Source organism: Stenotrophomonas sp. FW305-3-2-15-E-LB1 (genome assembly GCF_058787375.1).
On sequence record NZ_JBYSZR010000007.1, the window covers coordinates 71822 to 93187 of the forward strand.

General features: G+C 67.6%; 13 protein-coding genes. 7 read left to right on the forward strand and 6 right to left on the reverse strand.

The genetic code is table 11. The features are described 5' to 3' along the window. Window positions 1-604 precede the first annotated feature (604 nt). The 6 genes from AC3WL7_RS07415 (at window position 605) to AC3WL7_RS07440 (ending at window position 9275) form a co-directional block, all read left to right on the forward strand. The gene (locus tag AC3WL7_RS07415; protein ID WP_283220850.1) at window positions 605-2020 is read left to right on the forward strand and encodes a ribosomal protein uL16 3-hydroxylase; all 1416 of its coding nucleotides are present in this window, start codon (window positions 605-607) and stop codon (window positions 2018-2020) included. 3 nt (window positions 2021-2023) lie between these two features. After that, complete coding sequence (locus AC3WL7_RS07420) at window positions 2024-2926, forward strand: GNAT family N-acetyltransferase (RefSeq protein ID WP_492749865.1); 903 nt, start codon at window positions 2024-2026, stop codon at window positions 2924-2926. Window positions 2927-3112: 186 nt separating this feature from the next. Then, the gene (locus tag AC3WL7_RS07425) at window positions 3113-5944 is read left to right on the forward strand and encodes a 2-oxoglutarate dehydrogenase E1 component (protein ID WP_492749867.1); all 2832 of its coding nucleotides are present in this window, start codon (window positions 3113-3115) and stop codon (window positions 5942-5944) included. 40 nt (window positions 5945-5984) lie between these two features. Next, window positions 5985-7187, forward strand: coding sequence for a dihydrolipoyllysine-residue succinyltransferase (gene sucB / locus AC3WL7_RS07430; protein ID WP_492749869.1), 1203 nt, complete (start codon window positions 5985-5987; stop codon window positions 7185-7187). A gap of 63 nt (window positions 7188-7250) precedes the next feature. Next, a complete protein-coding gene (gene lpdA / locus AC3WL7_RS07435; protein WP_200732189.1) occupies window positions 7251-8687 on the forward strand; it encodes a dihydrolipoyl dehydrogenase in 1437 nt (478 codons plus the stop codon). A 159-nt stretch (window positions 8688-8846) separates the two neighbouring features. Beyond that, on the forward strand, window positions 8847-9275 hold the full coding sequence (locus AC3WL7_RS07440) for a hypothetical protein (RefSeq protein WP_492749872.1): 429 nt from the start codon (window positions 8847-8849) through the stop codon (window positions 9273-9275). Here AC3WL7_RS07440 and AC3WL7_RS07445 read toward each other — a convergent pair. Continuing rightward, window positions 9267-10163 (reverse strand): LysR family transcriptional regulator, encoded by an 897-nt coding sequence (locus tag AC3WL7_RS07445; protein ID WP_492749874.1) that lies wholly within the window; start codon window positions 10161-10163, stop codon window positions 9267-9269. The two genes, AC3WL7_RS07440 and AC3WL7_RS07445, sit on opposite strands and share 9 nt — an antisense overlap. A 125-nt stretch (window positions 10164-10288) precedes the next feature. Here AC3WL7_RS07445 and gstA point away from each other — a divergent pair, with 125 nt between their 5' ends. Beyond that, window positions 10289-10891: a glutathione transferase GstA gene (gene gstA / locus AC3WL7_RS07450; protein ID WP_492749875.1), complete on the forward strand. Its 603-nt coding sequence runs from the start codon at window positions 10289-10291 to the stop codon at window positions 10889-10891. A gap of 208 nt (window positions 10892-11099) precedes the next feature. Here gstA and AC3WL7_RS07455 read toward each other — a convergent pair whose 3' ends face one another. The 5 genes from AC3WL7_RS07455 to AC3WL7_RS07475 form a co-directional block, all read right to left on the reverse strand. After that, window positions 11100-11363 (reverse strand): hypothetical protein, encoded by a 264-nt coding sequence (locus tag AC3WL7_RS07455; RefSeq protein ID WP_492749877.1) that lies wholly within the window; start codon window positions 11361-11363, stop codon window positions 11100-11102. Continuing rightward, a complete protein-coding gene (locus AC3WL7_RS07460; protein ID WP_492749878.1) occupies window positions 11360-11572 on the reverse strand; it encodes a hypothetical protein in 213 nt (70 codons plus the stop codon). The genes AC3WL7_RS07455 and AC3WL7_RS07460 overlap by 4 nt, the downstream gene beginning before the upstream one ends. 167 nt (window positions 11573-11739) lie before the next feature. After that, window positions 11740-17292 carry a fibronectin type III domain-containing protein gene (locus AC3WL7_RS07465; protein WP_492749879.1) on the reverse strand — a complete coding sequence of 1851 codons (5553 nt, stop codon included), beginning with the start codon at window positions 17290-17292 and terminating at the stop codon, window positions 11740-11742. Window positions 17293-17491: 199 nt separating this feature from the next. Then, entirely contained in the window at window positions 17492-19081 is a 1590-nt protein-coding gene (locus AC3WL7_RS07470) for an alkaline phosphatase D family protein (RefSeq protein WP_492749880.1), read from the reverse strand. Next, entirely contained in the window at window positions 19081-21324 is a 2244-nt protein-coding gene (locus AC3WL7_RS07475) for a TonB-dependent receptor family protein (protein WP_492749881.1), read from the reverse strand. The genes AC3WL7_RS07470 and AC3WL7_RS07475 overlap by 1 nt, the downstream gene beginning before the upstream one ends. Between the last annotated feature and the right edge of the window lie 42 nt (window positions 21325-21366).

A 21366-nucleotide genomic window follows, 5' to 3' on the forward strand; every position in this document is an offset into this window, starting at 1 on the left:
CCGTGAACCCATCCATGGGGGCTCGATGGCGCCATCCATGGCGCCAACGGTCCCGCTGGCCCCTCCCGCCCCGCCTCTGACAGATTCCCGGTGACGGATGAGTAGATCCACGCCATGCGTGGATGACGTTGTCGGGACGGAATTTGAAAGAGGGACGCGGCTTCGCCGCGTCCCTCTTTGTTTTTCGGCACTTCTGTAGAGCCGAGCCCACGTTCGGCTGCCTTTCTCATGAACAACGGCACGAGCAAGCGCAGCGCGCGACCCGCGTTGCTTTTGCTTTTCTTCTTCCATTCCGTGGCGGGCCGCGCAGGAAACTGTCAGGGGCCGGGCGGGGTGGGTTCGCGGGACCGTTGGCGCCATGGATGGCGCCATCGAGCCCCCATGGATGGGTTTACGGCGTGTCCCGCGAACCCACCCCGCCCGGTCCAGCCCATGAACCCAGCGCATTCCGCGGCCCACCCGCCCGCCACGAGGGGCTCCGCCGTTGGCCGGAACCCCCGCGACAAACCCGCGCACGTGCGCAATCCCCACGAACGGCGGACAATGGAGATCTCAGGCGGCCCGCCACGCCGCCCCTCCCGCTTTCCGCTGCAAGGAATCCCCCATGGCCGCCCGCAAGTCCACCGCTCCCCTCATCGAAGTCACCGCCCGCCCCGGCAAGCCGCTGGGCATGGCCCCGGCCACGTTCCTGCGCGACTTCTGGCAGAAGCGCCCGCTGCTGATCCGCAATGCCTTCCCCGACTTCCAGACCCCGGTGCAGCCGGAAGACCTGGCCGGGCTGGCCTGCGAGGAAGGCGTGCTGGCGCGCCTGATCCAGCACGACAAGGCCCAGGACGGCTGGCGCGTGCGCAGCGGCCCGTTCCAGGAAGAGGTGTTCCCCGCCCTGCCCGACCGCGACTGGACCCTGCTCGTGCAGGACGTCGACAAATGGGACCCGGACGTGCGCGCCCTGATCGAGCACTTCAGCTTCCTGCCGCGCTGGCGCATGGATGACGTGATGATCAGCTTCGCCGCCACCGGTGGCTCGGTCGGCGCCCACGTCGACCAGTACGACGTGTTCCTGCTGCAGGCCCACGGCCACCGCCGCTGGCAGATCGACGCCAGCGAATCGATCAAGGGCAAGCGCCCCCCGCTGGGCTTCCGCCCGGACGTGGAACTGAAGCTGCTGCAGGTGTTCAAGCCGACCCACGACTGGGTGCTGGCGCCGGGCGACATGCTGTATCTGCCGCCGAACGTGCCGCACCACGGCGTGGCCGAAGACCCCTGCCTGACCTTCTCCTTCGGCATGCGTGCGCCGGCCTCGGCCGAGCTGATCAGCGACTACCTGGACACGCTCATCGCCGATGCCGACGAGAACATCCGTTACCAGGATCCCGACCTGAAGGTCCCGGCCGACCCGAACGAAATCGATACGGTGGCGATGGCACGGGTGATCACCGCGCTCAACGCCATCCGCATGAACGACCCGGACAAGCTGGGCGACTGGTTCGGCCGCTTCATCACCACCTACCGCGCGGCGGGCGAGGTGATGGCCCACCAGGCGGCACCGGCACCGGAAGAAGTGGTGCAGGCGCTGGCTTCGGGCCTGCTGCTGCAGCGCCACCCGTGGGCACGCCTGGCCTGGCGCCGGGCCAAGCGCGGCGCCAGCCTCTATGTCAGCGGCCAGGATTTCGCCCTGCCGGTGAAGGATGCACAGCGCCTGGCCGGCGCCGAGCAGCTGGACGCGGCGGCCTACCGTGGCCTGTCCGACAAGGGCCGCGCGGTGCTGCAGCAGCTGCTGGTCGGCGGCGTGTTCCAGCTGATCGACCCGAACGAGGTGTTTGACGCCGAGGACGAGGACGAAGGCGAGGACGCCGCAGTGCTGGGCGAAGTGGTCGAAGGCCACGACCAGGTGGCCGAGCTCGACGACGAGGTGGTCTCCGACGACGTGCACACCGTAAACGTGCACGACGATGGCATCGAGGTCATCGTCAACTTCGAAGACCACGACGAAGACGACAGCAACGACGGCCGCGCCTGAGCCATGGCCACCATCCGGGTCCAGCAGGTCAACCACGCCGACGCCCACGCCGCCATCCACGACGTGCGGCAGCGGGTGTTCGTGCAGGAACAGGGCATCGCCGCCGAGCTTGAGCGGGATGCGCTGGACCCGGTCAGTGCCCACGTGCTGGCCCTGGACGCGGATGGCCAGCCGGTCGGCACCGGCCGGCTCGCCCCCGATGGCCGCATCGGCCGCATGGCGGTGCTGGCCAGCCACCGCAACCAGGGCGTCGGCGAGGCCCTGCTGGACGCACTGGTCGAGGCCGGGCGCGCGCTCGGCCTGGCCGAGGTGCACCTGCATGCGCAGCTGCCGGCCCGTGATTTCTACGCCCGCCAGGGCTTCCTGCCCGAAGGCGCGGTCTTCGAGGAGGCCGGCATCGGCCACCAGCAGATGCGCCGCCGGCTGGGCGTGGCCAGCGCCATCGACAGCCGCGCCGAGGCCGTCGCCATCAGCACCGCCATCATCCACCGGGCACGGCGCCAACTGTGGCTGCACAGCCGCCAGCTCGACCCTGGCCTGCTCGATGCAGCGCCGGTGCAGGCGGCCCTGCGCCGCTTCGCCACCGCCCGCCACGACAAGCAATTGCGGGTGATCGTGCACGACGCGGCGGCGATTGCTGCTGCCGGTTCCCCGCTGCTGGCGCTGGCCCAGCGCCTGCCCAGTGTGATCCAGTTCCGCGAGGTCAGCGATCCGATCGACCGTGCGCTGGCCTCGGCCTGCCTGGTCAATGACGCGGGCGACTTCTACTTTCGTCTTATCGGCCATCGTCTCGACGGCGAAGCCGGGATCGCGCTGCCCGCACGTTCGCAGCCGTTCGAGCAGCAATTGCAGCGCGTCTGGGACCGTTCGCGCGATTGCAGCGAACTGCGCGCGCTCGGCATCTGAGCGCGCTGTCCCGGACAAACCTGTCTGGGAGCGACACCGGGGGACGCGCAATGCCGTTGGCGGTGCCCCTTCGTGTCCGGATGGGGGTACAATTTGGCCGTTTGAACGCGCCCGTGCAGGGCTATTCATTTTCCTGCAGGGTCCTTCTGAAGCCATACCCCACAAAGCGAATCAGCACCCTCCATCGTGGACAATCAACTGAAGCAGTTTGCGCAATCTTCGCAACTCGCCGGCGGCAACGCCTCCTATGTCGAGGACCTGTACGAGCAGTACCTGGTCTCCCCGGATAGTGTCGATCCCAAATGGAAAACCTACTTCGACGGCTTCAAGGGCCGTGAAGCAGGCGACATTCCGCACTCGGCCGTCATCTCCCACATCGCGGACGCGGCCAAGGATGCGCTGAAAGCCGGCACCGGCACGGGTGCAGGCGACGAGCGTGAGCGCAATGTCGGTCGTCTGATCACTGCCTACCGCTCGCGCGGCCACCTCGACGCGCGCCTGGACCCGCTGGGCCTGACCACGCCGGTCAACACCCCGGACCTGGGCCTGCCGTTCCACAGCCTGTCCGACGGCGATCTCAACAGCGAGTTCAGCACCGGCGGCGTCGGCGGCCAGCCGCGCATGAAGCTGCGTGACCTGCTGGCACGCCTGAAGGCGACCTACACCGGCTCGATCGGCGCAGAGTTCATGCACATCGCCGAAGTCGAGCAGCGCCAGTGGATCTACAAGAAGCTGGAACTGGCCGGTGGCAACTACCAGCTGGACGCTGACACCCAGCGCCGCACGCTGGAGCGCCTGACCGCCGCCGAAGGCCTCGAGCGCTACCTGCACACCAAGTACGTCGGCCAGAAGCGCTTCTCGCTGGAAGGCGGCGACTCGCTGATCCCGATGATGGACACCATCATCCGCAGCGCCGGCAAGGATGGCGTCAAGGACGTGGTCGTCGGCATGGCCCACCGCGGCCGCCTGAACGTGCTGGTCAACACCCTCGGCAAGAACCCGCGCAAGCTGTTCGACGAGTTCGAAGGCAAGTTCGAGCACGACGAGCACGCCTCGGCCGGCGACGTGAAGTACCACATGGGCTTCTCGGCCGACGTGGCCACCGACGGCGGCCCGGTGCACCTGGCGCTGGCGTTCAACCCGTCGCACCTGGAAATCGCCGACCCGGTGGTTGCCGGTTCCGTGCGTTCGCGCCAGGAGCGCCGCAAGGACACCGCCCGCAAGCAGGTCATGCCGATCCTCATCCACGGCGACGCGGCCTTCTCCGGCCAGGGCGTGGTCATGGAGCTGTTCCAGATGTCGCAGGCCCGCGGCTTCGCCGTCGGCGGCACCGTGCACATCGTGGTCAACAACCAGGTCGGCTTCACCACCTCCAACCCGCTGGATACGCGCTCCACGCGCTATGCCACCGACGTGGCGAAGATGATCGCCGCACCGGTGCTGCACGTGAACGGCGATGATCCGGAAGCGGTCGTGTTCGCCGCGCAGCTGGCCTTCGAGTTCCGCCAGAAGTTCGCCAAGGACGTGGTCATCGACCTGATGTGCTACCGCCGTTGGGGCCACAACGAGGCCGACGAACCGGCGATCACCCAGCCGCTGATGTACCAGGTGATCCGCAAGCACCCGACCACCCGCGAGCTGTACGCCGAGCAGCTGGAAAAGGCAGGCGTGATCGCCGCCGGCGCCGGCAAGGCGATGGTCGATGCGTACCGCGACAAGCTGGACGGTGGCGAAGTGACCACCGAACTGGCCAAGGTCGAGAAGACCCCGCCGACCAGCCCGCTGTTCGTCGATTGGCCGAAGCTGCTGGAAGGCAAGCTGTCCGATGAGATCTCCACCAAGGTGGACAAGGACAAGCTGGTCGAGCTGGCCAAGGTGATCAACACCGTGCCGGAAGAAGTGCAGCTGCACTCGCGCGTGTCGAAGGTCTACGACGACCGCCGCAAGATGGCCGCCGGCGAGATCCCGGGCGACTGGGGCTTTGCCGAGAACCTGGCCTACGCCACCCTGCTGGACGAGGGCAATGCCCTGCGCCTGGTCGGCCAGGACGTCGGCCGCGGCACCTTCACCCACCGCCACGCGATCCTGCACGACCAGAAGACCGACAACTACTACCTGCCGCTGCGGCAGCTGGTGGATTCGCCGGAGAAGGCCACCATCATCGATTCGCTGCTGAGCGAAGAAGCGGTGATGGCCTACGAGTACGGTTTCTCGACCACCGATCCCAACACCCTGTGCATCTGGGAAGGCCAGTTCGGCGACTTCGCCAACGGCGCCCAGGTGGTGATCGACCAGTTCATCGCCGCCGGCGAAGCCAAGTGGGGCCGTATTTCCGGTCTGACGCTGCTGCTGCCGCACGGTTATGAAGGCCAAGGCCCGGAACACAGCTCGGCGCGCCTGGAGCGCTTCCTGCAGCTGTGCGCGCTGGAGAACATGCTGGTCGTGGTTCCGTCCACCCCGGCACAGGCCTTCCACATGCTGCGCCGCCAGCTGCACCTGACCACCCGCAAGCCGCTGGTGGTGATGTCGCCCAAGTCGCTGCTGCGCCACAAGCTGGCCGTGTCGACCCTGGACGAGCTGGCCAACGGCGAGTTCCAGCACCTGATCGGCGATGCCAATGCCGATGCCAAGAAGGTCAAGCGCGTGGTGCTGTGCTCGGGCAAGGTCTACTACGACCTGCTGGAAGACCAGACCAAGCGTGGCCAGGACGACGTGGCGATCATCCGCGTGGAACAGCTGTACCCGTTCCCGCGTGCGCTGCTGGCCGCCGAACTGAAGAAGTACGGCAAGGCCACCGACGTGGTGTGGACGCAGGAAGAACCGCAGAACCAGGGTGCGTGGTACCAGATCCGCCACCACCTGCAGTTCTGCCTGGCCGAAGGCCAGAACCTGCACTACGCCGGTCGCGCACGTTCGGCTTCGCCGGCTGCCGGTCACATGGCTGACCACGTCCGCGAACAGCAGCAGCTGGTCGCCGATGCACTGGTCAACCCGTTCAACGACACGTTCGCTGAATAACCCTCCCCCTATTTAGAAGACAAACCAGGAAGCTCCCGCAATGGCCACCGAAGTCAAAGCCCCGGTACTGCCCGAATCCGTCGCCGACGGCACCATCGCCACCTGGCACAAGAAGGTGGGCGACGCCGTCAAGCGCGACGAAAACCTGCTTGACCTGGAAACCGACAAGGTCGTCCTGGAAGTGCCGTCGCCGGTCGATGGCGTGATCAAGGAGATCAAGTTCAAGGAAGGCGACACCGTGACCTCCAGCCAGGTCGTGGCGATCATCGAAGAAGGCGCCGTGGCTGCTGCCCCGGCTCCGGCCGCTGAATCCGCTCCGGCTGCAGCCGCTGCCCCGGCCGCCGCTGCTCCGGCCGCTGCCGCCGCTCCGGCCCCGGCTGCCAAGTCGGCTGCCGACACCCTGCCGCCGGGTGCCCGCTTCACCGCCATCACCGAAGGCGTGAACCCGGCTGACGTCGACGGTACCGGCCGTCGCGGCGCCGTGACCAAGGAAGACATCGTCAACTTCGCCCGCAACGGCGGCGCCGGCAAGGCCGGTGGCGCACGTCCGGAAGAACGCGTGCCGATGACCCGCATCCGCAAGCGCATCGCCGAGCGCCTGATGGAGTCGAAGAACTCCACCGCCATGCTGACCACCTTCAACGAAGTCGACCTGTCCAAGGTGTCGGCCGCGCGCAAGGACCTGCAGGACGAGTTCGTCAAGGCACACGGCATCAAGCTGGGCTTCATGAGCTTCTTCGTGAAGGCCGCTGCCAACGCCCTGCAGCGCTTCCCGCTGGTCAACGCCTCGATCGACGGCGACGACATCATCTACCACGGCTATTCGGACATCTCGATCGCCGTGTCCACCGAGAAGGGCCTGGTCACCCCGGTCCTGCGCAACGTCGAGCGCATGTCGTTCGCCGACATCGAAAAGACCATCGCCGACTACGCCAAGAAGGCGCGTGACGGCAAGCTGGGCCTGGACGAACTGCAGGGCGGCACCTTCACCGTGACCAACGGCGGCACCTTCGGTTCGCTGCTGTCGACCCCGATCATCAACCCGCCGCAGAGCGCCATCCTGGGCATGCACGCCATCAAGGAGCGTCCGATCGCCCAGAACGGCCAGGTCGTGATCGCGCCGATGATGTACCTGGCCCTGTCCTACGACCATCGCATCATCGATGGCAAGGACTCGGTGCAGTTCCTGGTGGACATCAAGAACCAGCTGGAAAACCCGGGCCGCATGCTGTTCGGCCTGTAAGAGACCTCCCGCCCCTCCGCGCCCGCGCGGAGGGGTTCTGGTAATGCATCAAGGAATAATTCAATGGCTGAACAATTCGACGTCGTCGTCATCGGTGCAGGCCCGGCCGGTTACCACGCTGCCATCCGCGCGGCACAGCTGGGCCTGAAGACCGCCTGCATCGACGCAGCGCTGGGCAAGGACGGCAAGCCGGCACTGGGCGGCACTTGCCTGCGCGTGGGCTGCATCCCGTCCAAGGCGCTGCTGGATTCCTCGCGCCAGTTCTGGAACATGGGCCACATCTTTGGCGACCACGGCATCAGCTTCAAGGATGCCAAGATCGACGTCGAAGCGATGGTTGGCCGCAAGGACAAGATCGTCAAGCAGTTCACTGGCGGCATCGCCATGCTGTTCAAGGCCAACAAGGTCGCCACCTACTACGGTTTCGGTGAACTGCAGCCGGGCAACGTGGTCAAGGTGAAGCAGCACGACGGTTCGGAAGTCGAGCTGAAGGGCACCAACGTAATCATCGCCGCCGGTTCGGATTCGATCGAACTGCCGTTCGCCAAGTTCGACGGCGACACCATCGTCGACAACGTCGGCGGCCTGGACTTCACCGAAGTGCCGAACCGCCTGGCCGTGATCGGCGCCGGCGTCATCGGCCTGGAACTGGGCAGCGTGTGGAAGCGCCTGGGCGCTGAAGTCACCATCCTGGAAGCACTGCCGGAGTTCCTGGCCGTGGCCGACGCCGAAGTGGCCAAGACCGCTGCCAAGGAATTCAAGAAGCAGGGCCTGGACATCCGCCTCGGTGCCAAGGTCTCCAAGACCGAGATCACCGGCAAGGGCAAGAAGAAGGAAGTCGTTGTCACCTACACCGACAGCGAAGGCGAGAAGACCCTGACCGTGGACAAGCTGCTGGTGGCCGTCGGCCGTCGCGCCGCCACCAAGGGCCTGCTGGCCGAAGGCACCGGCGTGAAGGTCAACGAGCGTGGCCAGATCGAAGTCGACGCGCACTGCCACACCGGCGTCAACGGCGTCTGGGCAGTGGGTGACTGCGTGCGCGGCCCGATGCTGGCGCACAAGGGCTTCGAGGAAGGCATCGCGGTTGCCGAACTGATCGCCGGCCTGCCGGGCCACGTCAACTTCGACACCATCCCGTGGGTCATCTACACCGAGCCGGAACTGGCCTGGGTCGGCAAGACCGAAGCACAGCTGAAGGCCGAAGGCATTCCGTACAAGGCCGGCAGCTTCCCGTTCGCCGCCAACGGTCGCGCCGTGGCGATGATCGAGCCGGCAGGCTTCGTGAAGATCCTGGCCCATGCCGAAACCGATCGCATCCTCGGCATGCACCTGGTCGGCGCCAACGTCTCCGAGCTGGTGCACGAAGGCGTGCTGACCATGGAGTTCAGCGGTTCGGCCGATGACCTGGCCCGCATCTGCCACGCCCACCCGTCGCTGTCGGAAGTGATCCACGACGCGGCGATGGCGGTCAGCAAGCGCGCCATCCACAAGGCGAACTGATCTGCATCACGGTAGGTGCCGACCGTTGGTCGGCACTTCCCTGCAAACGAAAAACCCCGCTTCGGCGGGGTTTTTTGTTGCCTGCAACAGCGCCGCGTGTCTTGACCCTGCAATGCTGCGGTTCAATGATCGGGGCATCTGACCAAGGAAGGAAAGTCCATGCGCTCGACTCCCCTCGCCCGCACGTCGCGCACCGCTGCGGTGATGTTGATGGCAACCCTGGTTCCGCTGCTGGCCTGCGCAGCCGAACCACTCGAAGGCGACTACCGCAGGGCCTCGGTGCAGCCAGTCGAGGTGAGCGTGCTCGGCGCCAACCAGATCCGGATCCGCTACAGCATGCCGGGCGAAACCCTGTTCCACTCACCTGGCGTCGATTACCGCTCCGCCGACGGCACCCTGCAGATCGCCATCCGCCGCTGCGGCGTCAAGGACAGCGGCTGTACTGTCACGGCCAAGGCCACCTCGCCCAAGGGCGATCCGTGGCGGCCGGTGGTCGTGCTGCCCTACCGCGGCGAGAAGATCATGATGATGTACAGCGATGGCCAGCAGCAGGTCGTGCCTGCACCGCCGGCAACGGGCTCACGCTGACCCGGACTCACTGGCGGCAGCCGTCGCGCCCAGTACCTGCATGAAGACCTGCGTTGCCCGCGATGCGGGCGCCGCCGGGGAGCAGACCAGGCCGAACACGCGGCGGATGCCCGGGGTGACGGGCAGCACCCGCAGCCCCTGACGATCCAACGGCAGCGTCGATTCGGGCACCAGCGAAACGCCCAGTCCCTCGCGCACCAGCACGCAGGCGCTGGCCCAGTCGCGCACCGTTATCCGCACGTCGGTCAGTTGCAGGCCTGCGTCCTCCATCAGCCGCTGGCCATTCACCGTGCACCCGCCTGTGGCGAGGATGAAGGGCTCGGTAGCCAGTTCTTCCAGCGCGATTCCGCGCTCGGTGGCGCGACGCCCCAGCGGATGCGCCTGCGCGAGCACCGCCATCCACGCATCGCTCCCCAGGGCCAACGGCAATCGCGCGGGTGCAGGATTCAGCACCACGCCCACCTCGACCGCACCCGAAGCCAGCCACTGTTCGACCTCCTCGTCGGTGCCCTCCACCACCACCACTTCGATGCCCGGGTGGCGGCGCTGGAAGTCGCGCAGCAGTGCCGGCAGCACGGTCGAAACGATCGAGGGGAACGTTGCCAGGCGGATGCGCGCACCGCTCAGCCCCTGGCTGTCGTCAGCCAGCGCGCGGATGGCCTGCAGGCCGTCCAGCATGCGCCGCGCGTGATCGATCACCTGCTGGCCCAGCGCCGTGACATCCACCTGGCGGCGCTCGCGGACGAACACCGGAAAGCCGAGTGCGGCCTCCAGCTGGCCGATGGCCTGGCTGGCGCCGGACTGGGTGATGCCGACGCGGTCAGCCGCGCGCGAGATCGTGCCCTCGTCGGCCACGGCCACCAGCAACCGCCAATGCGCGAGATTCATCATGTGATGCAGTAGCTCAACTTATGGCAATGAAGTCGAACATTAATTTTACCACCGCGCTCGCGCTGGGCAGACTGCCCTGGATCGGCAGGCCCCTGCCATTTCCCTGCCACCGGAGGCTCCCCTTGAAGCTGTACTACGCACCCTGGACCTGCTCGCTCTCGCCCCATATCGTGCTGCGCGAACTCGGCCTTCCCTTCGAACTGGTGAAGGTCGACAACGCGACCAAGCGCACCAGCGATGGCCGCGATTTCCGCACCATCAGCCGCACGGGTTATGTCGCAGCACTTGAACTGGATGACGGGCAGGTGCTGGGCGAAGGCCCGGCCATCGTCCAGTACCTGGCCGATCTGCGGCCGGACAGCGGCCTGGCGCCGCCGCCTGCAAGCTGGCAGCGCGTGCGCCTGCAGGAATGGCTGAACTTCGTGACCAGCGAGATCCACGCCGGCTCGGCGCCGCTGTTCAATGCGGCGCTGCCGGACCAGGCCAAGGCCTTCTTCCGGCAAAAACTGTTCAAGCGCTTCGACCTGCTGCAGGAGACGCTGGCGGCACAGGACTACCTGATGGGCGCCGCCTTCAGCGTGGTCGACGCCTATCTGTTCACCGTGCTCGGCTGGTGCCGCTTCTTTGCGATCGATCTTGCAGCGTGGCCGGCGCTGGAGGCCTACGTCCGCCGGATCAATGCGCGCCCGGCGGTGCAGGCGGCACTGCGCGCCGAGGCGGCCTGATGCAGCGCCGAGCCCATGCTCGGCTGGCCGGTGCAAAAAGCTCTACAGAAGACGGCAGCCCCATTGTAGTGCCGAGCCCATGCTCGGCTGGCCGATGCAAAAAGCAGCCGAGCGCAGGCTCGGCTCTACAGAAGACGGCAGCCCCATTGTAGCGCCGAGCCCATGCTCGGCTGGCCGGTGCAAAAAGCAGCCGAGCGCAGGCTCGGCTCTACCCTTGCCGGGCGGGCGCCGCGGGCTTTGGCGGGTCATCACACACGCGGTGCTTGACCACGGTGTCCCCCACCTTCCATTGCTTCACGACCCGACAGCGCTCCTTGGCCTCGGGCGCTTTCGCAGACCTCGACCCGGCCGCATCCGCCTCATCGGCAGCGGCCGTCTGCTGGCGCTCCAACCACGCCGAGGACGGTGCCGGCGACTGCGCCAGTGCCGGGCCGGCCAGCGCTGCCAGGGCAACCAGCAGCAGCACCTTCATGCCGCCACCGCACGGCCGCCCAGCACGCGGGCCGGCAGCATGAACAGCGCACGCAGGAAAGCGAACAACGCCGAGAAGGTCATGCCGACCAGGCGGAACGGCAGGCTCAGCAGCCAGACGAACGGCCAGGCAATCAGCGCCAGCAGCGCCAACGGCCAACACAGCACGAACAGCAGGCACCACACGCCCAGCGCGAACAAGGTCTTCATGACGGTCTCCTTGAGCGGCACCCTGCCGCCTGTGACCACCGTGCCGCGCGCCCGCGGCCGCCGCAAACGGATTGCGACGAAACCGGGCTGGGGGCGATGAAACCCGGTGCAGCGGCGGTCGCCGGGCATGGCCCGGTGCCGCCGCTGGCATTATCGCGCTGGCGGCCTCAGCGGCTGCCGTTGCTCAGGCGCAGGCCGACGCTGCTGGAACGATCACTGCCCCGGGCCTGTTCGTGGCCCAGCAGCAGCGACAGGATCCAGCCGCGCGCGATGGACATGTCGACGCCGGCAGACAGCGACAGCAGATCATCGTTGTAGCTGCGCATCGCCAGGCGGTAGTCCTGCGGACGCGCCCACTCGGCGTAGTTCAACGTTGCTTCGCCCCGGTCCTGCAGCGCCTGCCGGTACTCGATGCTCCAGAACGGGCGCATGCGCGCCTCGGCCGATTCGACCGCGCTGCCTTCCAGGCCGAACGCCAGCGCGCGGCTGTCGACGACGTGGCGGCCGTAGGCCAGATCCAGTTCGCCCAGGCCGTGCTCGCGGTAGGCATCCAGCGTGCTGCGGCTGCCGTCCAGCCGTGCGTAGCCACTCATGCGCATGCCCGACAGCACCTGCTCATAGCCCAGCGCCAGCGAACCGAACCACTGCGAACCCTCGCGACGGGCCACCGCCATCGCGCCGGCATCGCGGCTCCAGCGCTGCAGGTCGAAGCGCAGGTTGCCGGTGGCCAGTACCGCATCGACGAACACGTGCGCGTTGCCGCGCCACAAGCCATACAACGCCAGCGACCGCTGGTCGGCCTGCAGGCGCGTGCGGGCATCATCCTGCTCGCTGTCGTTGCGGCCGATGCTGCCGGCCACGCCCCACAGTGCGCTGTCACCGAGGCGACGATCCACGCCCACGGTCAGGCCGTCGCTGCGCAGGTCATACCGCCCTGCCCCGGTCGCGCCACCCCGGCCGTAGGTGGCCGTGCCGGACGCCCAGATACCCCAGCCGGCGGGCAGCAGCGGACGCTCGCTCTCCATGGCCTGGCCCAGCGGCAGCGACGCCGCCTCCGGGCCGCGTGCGCCGGTCGACACCGACAGCGTGTTGCTGTCGGCATTGCCGCCCGCACGTACCTGCCGCAGGCGCTCGCGGATGTTGGCCTGCTGCGCGTTGGCGAACCGCACGCTCGCATCCACCTGCGCCTGCAGCAGCCCGGTCACGCCCGGGTCACGGGTCGGGTCCGGGCGCATGTTCACCACCAGCACCAGCTCGGCACTGGCCGCGGCATAGCTGCCCGCAGCGGCCTGTTCGGCGGTGATCACCGCACGACCTTCGCCGTGCACGTGCACAGTGCGGCCCTCGACACTGGCCACTGCGGTGTCGCTGCTATGGAAGCTGAAGGCACCCGGGCTGGCGCTGGTCGGCAGCGGCAGTTCGAAACTGCCCTGTTCCAGCAGGCGCTGCAGGTCCGCACTCCACGCCAGCACCGGCACGGCCAGCGCGATATCGACCACGTGTTGTTGCTGCGCGGCCGCTTCATGGTTGGCATCGCCGTCCTGGTCCACGGTCAGCACGCAGCGCCCTGCCGCCAGCATGGCGACGCGGGTGCCGCTGACACTGCAGACCGCAGGACTGCTGCTGCCGAAACGCAGCGGCTGACCCGACGCACCACCCAGCGCGGAGACCTCGAAGCTGCCGCCCTCGCTGTAGACCGGCGTTGCCGGGTCCACGCTGAAGCCGGTGATCGCCTGCGCGGCCTGCGCGATCTTCAGCTGGTAGCGCGCCACGCCGGTGAAGCCGTAGGTGTCGCTGACTTCCACGTCGAAATCGAACACGCCGGCCACGGTGGCCACGCCCTGCACCTGGCCGTCGCTGGACAGCAGCACGCCCGGCGGCAGCACACCCGACATCAGGCGGAACGCATAGGGCGCGGTACCGCCACGGGCCTGCAGGCGCAGGCTGACCGGGCCAGCCTGGGTTGCCGCTGGCAGCGGGGCTTCGACTTCCCCGATCTGCGGAGCCGCCACGTTCAGCACGAATGCGCGGCGCGCACGGAACGGACCGCTGCCGGAACTGCTGTCGGTCACCTCGACCTCGATATCGAAACGACCCGCGGCCACCGGCGTACCTGCCAGGTGTCCGCTGCGATCCAGGCGGAGGCCTGTCGGCAGACTGCCGCCAACAATGGCGTAGGTGTAAGGCGCCGCGCCGCCGCTGCTCGACAGCTGCGCGTCGAGCGCCGTGCCAGCCTCGCCCAACGGCAACGCAGCCGACTGCAGCACCACGGTCGGCGTACCCACGGTGATCGTGATCGTGGCCGGTGCCGACGTGCGGAAGGCATCTCTGACGGTGTAACTGATGCTGTCGTTGCCGGCATAGCCTGCGGCCGGTGTGTAGCGCAGCGTCGTGCCCTGCACGTCAACCTGCCCATGCTGCGGGCCCACGGTCAGCTGCACCTGCTCGGCCACACCGCCCACCGACAGCGGCAGCACGACGGCTGCGGCACCGTAAGGCACGACGATGCTGGAATCGGCCACGGCCAGGTCCGGCAACGGCACCACCGCTGCCGAGGCGGCCGACGCCACGCCGCTGCCGTATTCGCTGCGTGCGACCACCACGAAACGATAGGCACTGCCGTTGGCCAGGCCACGCACGGTGATCGGCGAGGTCGTACCGGTTGCGCTGATGCCACCGGGCTGCGCGGTCACGGTGTAATCGACGATGGCGCCACTGCCGGCCGACGCTGCATCGAAATGCACCTGCACCTGCCCATCACCGGCCACGCCGCGCACATTGGCGGCGGCCGACGGCAGGTCGGCGCCGACGCGTACGCCGGCGGTCGCCCCGACGTTGGCCAGCGCAGTGCGTGCCTCGGTGCCCTGTGCATTGCGCAGGCTGCCGGCAGCAGCCTGCAGCGATTCCACCTCGATGCCATCCTCGTCACGGTCATCGGCCTGCAGCGTGTACTGGAAGCGCAGCACACTGCCCTGCACCTCCGTCTCCACCGCCGAGAGCGTGGCCAGCCGACGCTGGGTGCCGATGCGCAGCAGCAGCTGCGGCGCAGCGCCCACCTGCAGGCCCTGGTCGAACTGCACCGCAAAGGACAGCACCTGTCCGGCGAGGTAGCGGCCGACGGACGGCACCTGCACACCGGTCACCGCCGGTGCGCCCTGCACGGTGAGCGGATCGGACGGCAACGATGCCGCACCGGCTCCCGCCGCATTGAAGGCGGTCACCACGAAGCGATGGGCGATGCCGGTGGACAGCCCGTCGATACGCAGCGGACTGCCGTTGCCACGCACGCTCTGTCCACCTGGCAGCGCCTGCAGCAGATAGCTGTCGACCGCACTGCCGCCTTCGAACGTCGGCGCCTGGAAGCTGACGTCCACACTGCCCGCAGCGAGTACGACCGCAGTGATGCGCGGCGCGCCCGGCACCACCGCCAGCACCGCGAACGAACGGCTGACGCGGGTAGCGGCATGGGTCGCGGCGTCACCCGGCTGATCGGCGTCGATGCTGCAGGTACCGGCCGCAAGCAGGGTCACCCGGCCATCGGCAGCGACGCTGCAGACCCGGGGTGTGCTGCTGGACAGCGACACCGCCAGGCCACTGCTGGCACTGGCCAGCACCTGTGGCGTACTGCCGAAAGCCTGGGCATCCAGGGGTGCGAACTGGATCTGCTGCTGCGCCATCGGCACCACGTCGTCCGATGCCAGGGACGCCGCGCCCAGCCCGGCTGCGGTACGCGCGGTCACCGTGAAGCGATACGCAGTGCCATTGCGCAGGCCAGTGAACACTGCCGGAGAAGCGGCCGCCTGCAGCTGCAGGCCACCGGGCTGCGCGGTCACCACGTAATCCAGCACCGGACTGCCGCCATCCTGCGCGGGCGCTGCGAACTGCAGCGTCACCACGCCATCGCCTGCAACCACGCCGGTGATGGACGGCGCGGCAGCCGGCTGCGCGCCCACCAGGACGCCGCCGGTAGCGCCCACGCCTGCCAGCGCCAGCACAGCGTCGATGCCATCGGCATTGCGGATGCTGCCACCGGCCAGCTGCAGGCCGTCGATGCCGATGCCGTCCTCGTCCAACTGGCCCGGCAACACGGCGTAGCTGAAAGCCAGCAGGTTGCTGCCCGAGCCAGCGCGATAGGTCGCGGCTACGCGCTGCCCGCCGATCGACAGCAGCAGTTCGGGCATGCCCTGCACGATTGCCGGCTGGTCCAGGACCAGCAGGAAATCGAGGCTGGCACCGGCGAGGTAGCGGCCGTCGGCCGGTACCTGCAGGCCGGTCACGCGCGGCACGGTCGGCATCGTCACAGGATCGGACTCGGCGGAGAAGGTGCCGGGCCCTGTCGCGGTGCGCGCACGCACGGCGAAGGTATAGGTCGTGCCTGCGTGCAGGCGGCTCATGCGTACCGGGCTGGAGCCACCGCTGACCACAGCAGCACCCGGGCGCGCTGCCACCTCGTAAGAGAGGATGGCACTGCCACCGTCGCTGGCGGGTACATCGAAGTACACGTCCACGCTGCTTGCGCCGATCCGTTCGACGCGACGCAGGGTCGGCGCCGACGCGCGGGCAGCCACCACGTTGAAGCTGCGCTCCACCGGCTGCGCCGCGCGCGTGCCGGCGTTGCCGGGCTGCAGTGCGCGCACCGTGCACGTACCGAGCGCGGACAGGCGCAGGTTGCCTGCACTTTCCAGCACGCAGACCAGCGGATTCAGGCTCTCGTACTCGACGGCCAGGCCGCTGCTCGCGGTGGCCTGCAGTGCCAGCAGCGAACTCAAGGGCTGGTCACCGGGTGCATTGAACTGGATCGTCTGCCCGGTCATCGGCGTGACCGCGGCGCTTGGCTGCGACGGCTGGCTGGCCTGGCTGCCGTTGTTGGCGATCACCTGGAACTGCACGGGCATGCCGTTGGCAAGGCCGGTCACCGTGATCGGCGACTGCGTGCCGAGCACCCACTCGCCCGTGGACGCCATCACTGCGTACTGGACAATGGGCGCGCCGCCGGTCTGCGCCGGTGCGGTGAAGCTGACCACGGCCTGGCCATCGCCGGCGACGGCCACGACCTGGCCGGGGGCATCGGGCGCGATGGCCGCGATGTTGCCCGACAGCGGCTGTTGCGCGCTGGCGGCCGCGGCATCGGTGACCTCCACGCTGAAGCTGAACGTGCCCGCGACCTGCGGCGTGCCATGCAGGCGCCCCGTCGGCTCAAGCACCAGCCCGGCGGGCAAGGTGCCAATGTTGATGCCGAAGCTGTAAGGCAGGGTGCCGCCGCTGGCGGCCAGGTTGAAATCCACTGCGCTGCCGACGGTGAACTGCTGCGTCACCGGCGGCGCCAGCTCCAGCGGTTGTGCGGCAGCGGAAATGCAGCGGATCTCGACCGGGCTGATGTACCTTCCGGTCTTGATGCTCATGAACAGGCCGTTGGCCACCAGGAAGCTGCTGTCGACCGTTCCGCTGTGCGCTCCTGCAGACCCGGTGTTGCTGCGGTAGTCGTAGCCTCCCGGGCCGAAACTCAAACTGCGGAAAATGATGGCGTCGGCCGAGTTCGGCGGTTTGCCGATGTTCTCGCCGCTGTCTGTGAAACGGACCGTCAGCGACTCCCCTGGCAGGAAGGCACCCTGTGCGAATGACCGGATCTCGCTGGTCGTGGTTCCGATCAGGTTGATTGCCTCGCACACGGCCGACGCCGCCTGCGCAGCGCCCGTACCTGCCAGCAGCTGCAACAGCACCACGCACATCCAGGCGACGCCGCGCCCCACCCCACTCTTCCCTGCTACCGCCGACATCGATCCGTTCCCCTTGAATGAAGGGGGCGCACGCGCTGATCCATCGCTGCACGAGCAGCAATGGGTCATGGACGGTGATGTTTCCCCCTGTTACCGGTGCGGTAACGGCAGGTCACGGGGGAACTTGAGCGCCGTCCGGGGCTTATACCGGCACGGCCCCCGGTCGGCCGTGGACGACCTGGAAGCGCGCTGCGGTCCGCACCTCGGCATCGGCACGCAGCACGCTGTCGGCAAAGCGCAGTTCGGCATCCACGGTCTGCCGGTTCAGCTGCAGCTTCCACCAGCCGCGGCGGTCGCCGTCGAAATAGCGGATATGCGGGTTCTGCGGAATCGACGGGCCGTAGTAAGGGCCATACGGGGTATCGTCGCCGCCACTGCTGATCGCCGGGGCGATGAATTCGGTGGCCACCACCGGCGAGTCGGCCGCATCGAAATCCAGCTTCAGGTCGTTGACGAAGGTGGAGTGCCAGTCGCCGCCGAGCACGATCGCGTTGCCCTGCCCGCCTGTCTGCAGCGCCTGCAGCAGGCGGTTGCGCGCAAGCGGATAGCCGTCCCAGGCGTCGTTCCAGAAGCGCTCGCGCGGGGTGCCTGCATCCAGCCGCAGCTGGGCCATCAGCAACTGCTGCACCACCACGTTCCAGCGCAGGCCCTGTGCGGCCATCATTGACTGGGCGAACCAGGCTTCCTGGCCCACACCGAGCATGCTCATGCGCGGGTCCATCGCTGCTTCGCAGCGCGCCGATTCGCCCACCCCGCAGGGATTGGCGGGACGGAACTGGCGGCAATCGAGCAGGCTGAGCTGTGCAAGATCACCGTAGCGCAGCCGCCGGTGCACGCGCAGGCCACCATTGCCTGCCGGCGTGCTGCGCATGGGCAGGTGTTCGTAGAACGCGCGGTAGGCCGCCGCCCGACGCACGATGAAATCTTCCGTCGATACGCCGGGCTTCTCCGGATGGATGCCGGAGTAGTCGTTCTGCACCTCGTGGTCATCCCAGATCACCGCGAAAGCATGCGCGGCATGCGCTGCCTGCAGGTCCGGATCGAGCTTGTACAGCGCGTACTGGTCGCGGTAACGCTCCAGGCTGACGGTCTCGCCACTGAAGCGCGCTGCATCCAGCGTGCTGCCGCGTGCATTCTGCAGCGGGCTGTACTCGTACAGGTAGTCGCCGGCGTGCAGCACCAGGTCGACATCGCTCCGCGCGATATCGCGCAGTACCGGATAGTAGCCGCTGTTCCAGGCCTGGCAGGTGCACAGGGCCAACCGCAGCTGCTGCAGCTGCGTATCGGGCAACGGCGCGGTGCGGAAATGGCCGACCGCGCTTTCTTCATCCCCGTCGCAGGCGAACCGGTAGTAGTAGTCACGGCCCGGGCGCAGGCCATTGACCTCCACGTGCACCGAATGCGCCAGTTCCGGTACGGCAGCAGCAACACCCCGCTGCACCAGCCGGCGCATGCCAGGGTCTTCTGCCACGTACCAGCGGACCGGTACCGCCCGCGCGGGCATGCCGCCGCCATTGAGCGGGTCCGGCGCCAGCCGCGTCCACAGCACCGCGCCCTGCGGATCCGGATCGCCAGCAGCGACGCCCAGCGTGAACGGATCGCGCCCGAGCCGCGGCCGCGGGCCGGCCGTGGCCAGCCCCGGCATCGCCGCCAGTGCGATCGCCGCCCCCGTGCCCTGCCACGCCATGCGCAGCAAGCGGCGACGGGTTTCCGGATCGACAGGTGCGCGCATCAGAAGCGGACGGTGGCAGTGGCCATCACCTGCCGCGGCGCGCCGACCTGCATGGTCGCCAGGCTGCGGGTCGGGTCAGTGGCGTAGGTGCCATTGGTGTTGATGGACGACAGGTAGCGCTTGTCGGTCAGGTTGGTCAGGTTCAGTGCAACCGTCAGGTTCTGCGCCGGGCCCATCGCACCGAAGTCGTAGGCCACCGACGCGTTGACCAGCCAGTAGCTGGGCACCGAAAGATCATTGGTGTAGGTCACGTAACGCTTGCCGACATGGTTGGCCGACAGGCGCATGTCCCACGGACCCGGGGTCCAGGCGAGCGTGCTGGCGAACATCCATTCGGGCGTGTCCACGGTCTTGCGGCCGCGGGTCGGCACCACTTCGTTGTTCACGTAATCGTTGTCATAGGTGCTGTCATTCCAGGACAGCGCATTGGACCAGGCCAGGTCCTGCATCGGCTTCAACTGCAGCATGGCTTCGGCACCGCGGCTGGTGACCGAGCCGACGTTGGAGAACAGTGCCGGGCAGCCAAGGATGCCCACGCACTGGGCGATGGCCAGCAGGCGGTTGTCGAACTTCACGTCATATACCGCGACCGAGGCTTCATAGCCGCGGCCGTAGCCGCGCCAGCCCAGCTCGATCGTGCGCGACTGTTCCGGCTTCAGGTTGCCTGCGCTGGCATCGAAGTCGGCCTGCGGCACGTTGAACGGGCTGCCGACGCCCAGTGCATAGGCAGCGACATTCTTTGCGAACGAACCGAAGACCTCGTTGCCTTCGTTGAGTTTGAAGTTGAAGCCGGCCTGCGGCAGCAGGCCCTTCTTCGCGGTCAGGCTGCTGTTGTTCGCGTAGTTGCCCAGCGGCGTGCGCACGCTGGTTCGGGTGTGCGGCGACTTGGCACCGATGTCGATGGTCAGGCGATCATCAAACAGGCGGAAACGGTCCTGCACATAGAACTGGCGGGTGATGGTGGTGTAGTGCTGGTTCCACACGCGCTGGTCCGGATTGCGCAGGAAGAAATCGTCGGTGATGGGACCGTCGATGTAGTAGAAATTGCGCTGCACGCTGTGGCCGTTGTCCTCGTACCAGAGGCCGGCTTCCAGTTCGTGGCCGCCGACATTCCAGGTGAACGCAGAGGTCACGCCGGTACGGTCGATCGCGTATTCGGTGGTGCGGATCGAAATCGGAATCTCCCGGCTGGTACCCGGGTTGGACGGATTGGAGGGGCTGAACCAATGGCCCTGGCCGCGATTGCTGTGGTTGTAGACGTTGACCTTCAGCCGCATCGAATCGTTCAGGCCGAAATCGCCGGCGATGCTGGACAGGTCGTCATTGCGCAGGCCATGGCCGGAGTAATACGCGTCCCATGGGCTGTTGACGCCGCCACTGTACTGGCCGTTCGCAGCAGCGACCGCGCGATCCCAGTCCGGTGCATAGTTGTCCCAGTTCCAGCCGAGGCGATCGATCATCTCCAGCGACAGATCCTGGTAATCGGCCTCGACCCGGCGCGATCCATTGAACAGCGCGGTGATCCTGCTGTCCTCGCCGAAGTGGTAGGTGGCCTTGCCGTTGAACTGCTTCGACTCCTGCGATCCATTGCCCTTCCACTTGTCGCCCTCGGAATACGCGCCGGACAGATAGGCGGCGAAGCCCTGGTGCTCGCCCGTCTCCAGGCGTGCATAGCTGCGGCGCGCATTGTCACTGCCGAAGCCCTGCGCCAGCACCACGCCGTACTCGGTGGACGGATCGATCGAATAGAACTGGAACACGCCCCCGAGGTTGCTGGTGGACGGCGTACCCAGTGCGCCGATGCCGGTGGACACTTCCGCACCGCCCAGGTTCTCGCTGATCACGGCACGGCTGATGTGCAGGCCATTGCTGTTGCCGTAGGACATGTTGCCCAGCGGGATGCCATCGAGCGTATAGCCGAGGCGGTTCTGGTTGAAACCGCGCAGGCTGATGCTGGTGGACCACTCATAGGCACCGGTGGCGTCGGCCGATTCGAAATGCACGCCCGGCTTGCTGGCCAGCAGCTTCAGCGGGTTGGCGCCCGGCGGCAGCACCTTCATGTCTTCCGCGGTGACACGCTGCACCTGGCGGGCCTCGCCGCGGCCGATCACCGAGATCGAATCGAGGGTCGTCGCCGACGGTGCTTCAGTGGCAGGAGCGGTTTCAGCCAGAGCAAGCGACGGCAGCGATGCACAGACCAGCAGGGCAAGCAGGTTGCGGCGAAGCGGAGCATGGGGCGGCATGAAGGCGGATTCCTTGGGCACGCTGGACGCCGAAAGGCGGCG

Coding starts and splice junctions, on each gene's coding strand:
- sucB (WP_492749869.1), top strand. CDS start 5,985: ATGGCCACCGAAGTCAAAGCCCCGGTACTGCCCGAATCCGTCGCCGAC.
- AC3WL7_RS07415 (WP_283220850.1), top strand. CDS start 605: ATGGCCGCCCGCAAGTCCACCGCTCCCCTCATCGAAGTCACCGCCCGC.
- lpdA (WP_200732189.1), top strand. CDS start 7,251: ATGGCTGAACAATTCGACGTCGTCGTCATCGGTGCAGGCCCGGCCGGT.
- AC3WL7_RS07460 (WP_492749878.1), bottom strand. CDS start 11,572: ATGAAGACCTTGTTCGCGCTGGGCGTGTGGTGCCTGCTGTTCGTGCTG.
- AC3WL7_RS07420 (WP_492749865.1), top strand. CDS start 2,024: ATGGCCACCATCCGGGTCCAGCAGGTCAACCACGCCGACGCCCACGCC.
- AC3WL7_RS07440 (WP_492749872.1), top strand. CDS start 8,847: ATGCGCTCGACTCCCCTCGCCCGCACGTCGCGCACCGCTGCGGTGATG.
- AC3WL7_RS07475 (WP_492749881.1), bottom strand. CDS start 21,324: ATGCCGCCCCATGCTCCGCTTCGCCGCAACCTGCTTGCCCTGCTGGTC.
- AC3WL7_RS07470 (WP_492749880.1), bottom strand. CDS start 19,081: ATGCGCGCACCTGTCGATCCGGAAACCCGTCGCCGCTTGCTGCGCATG.
- AC3WL7_RS07445 (WP_492749874.1), bottom strand. CDS start 10,163: ATGAATCTCGCGCATTGGCGGTTGCTGGTGGCCGTGGCCGACGAGGGC.
- AC3WL7_RS07455 (WP_492749877.1), bottom strand. CDS start 11,363: ATGAAGGTGCTGCTGCTGGTTGCCCTGGCAGCGCTGGCCGGCCCGGCA.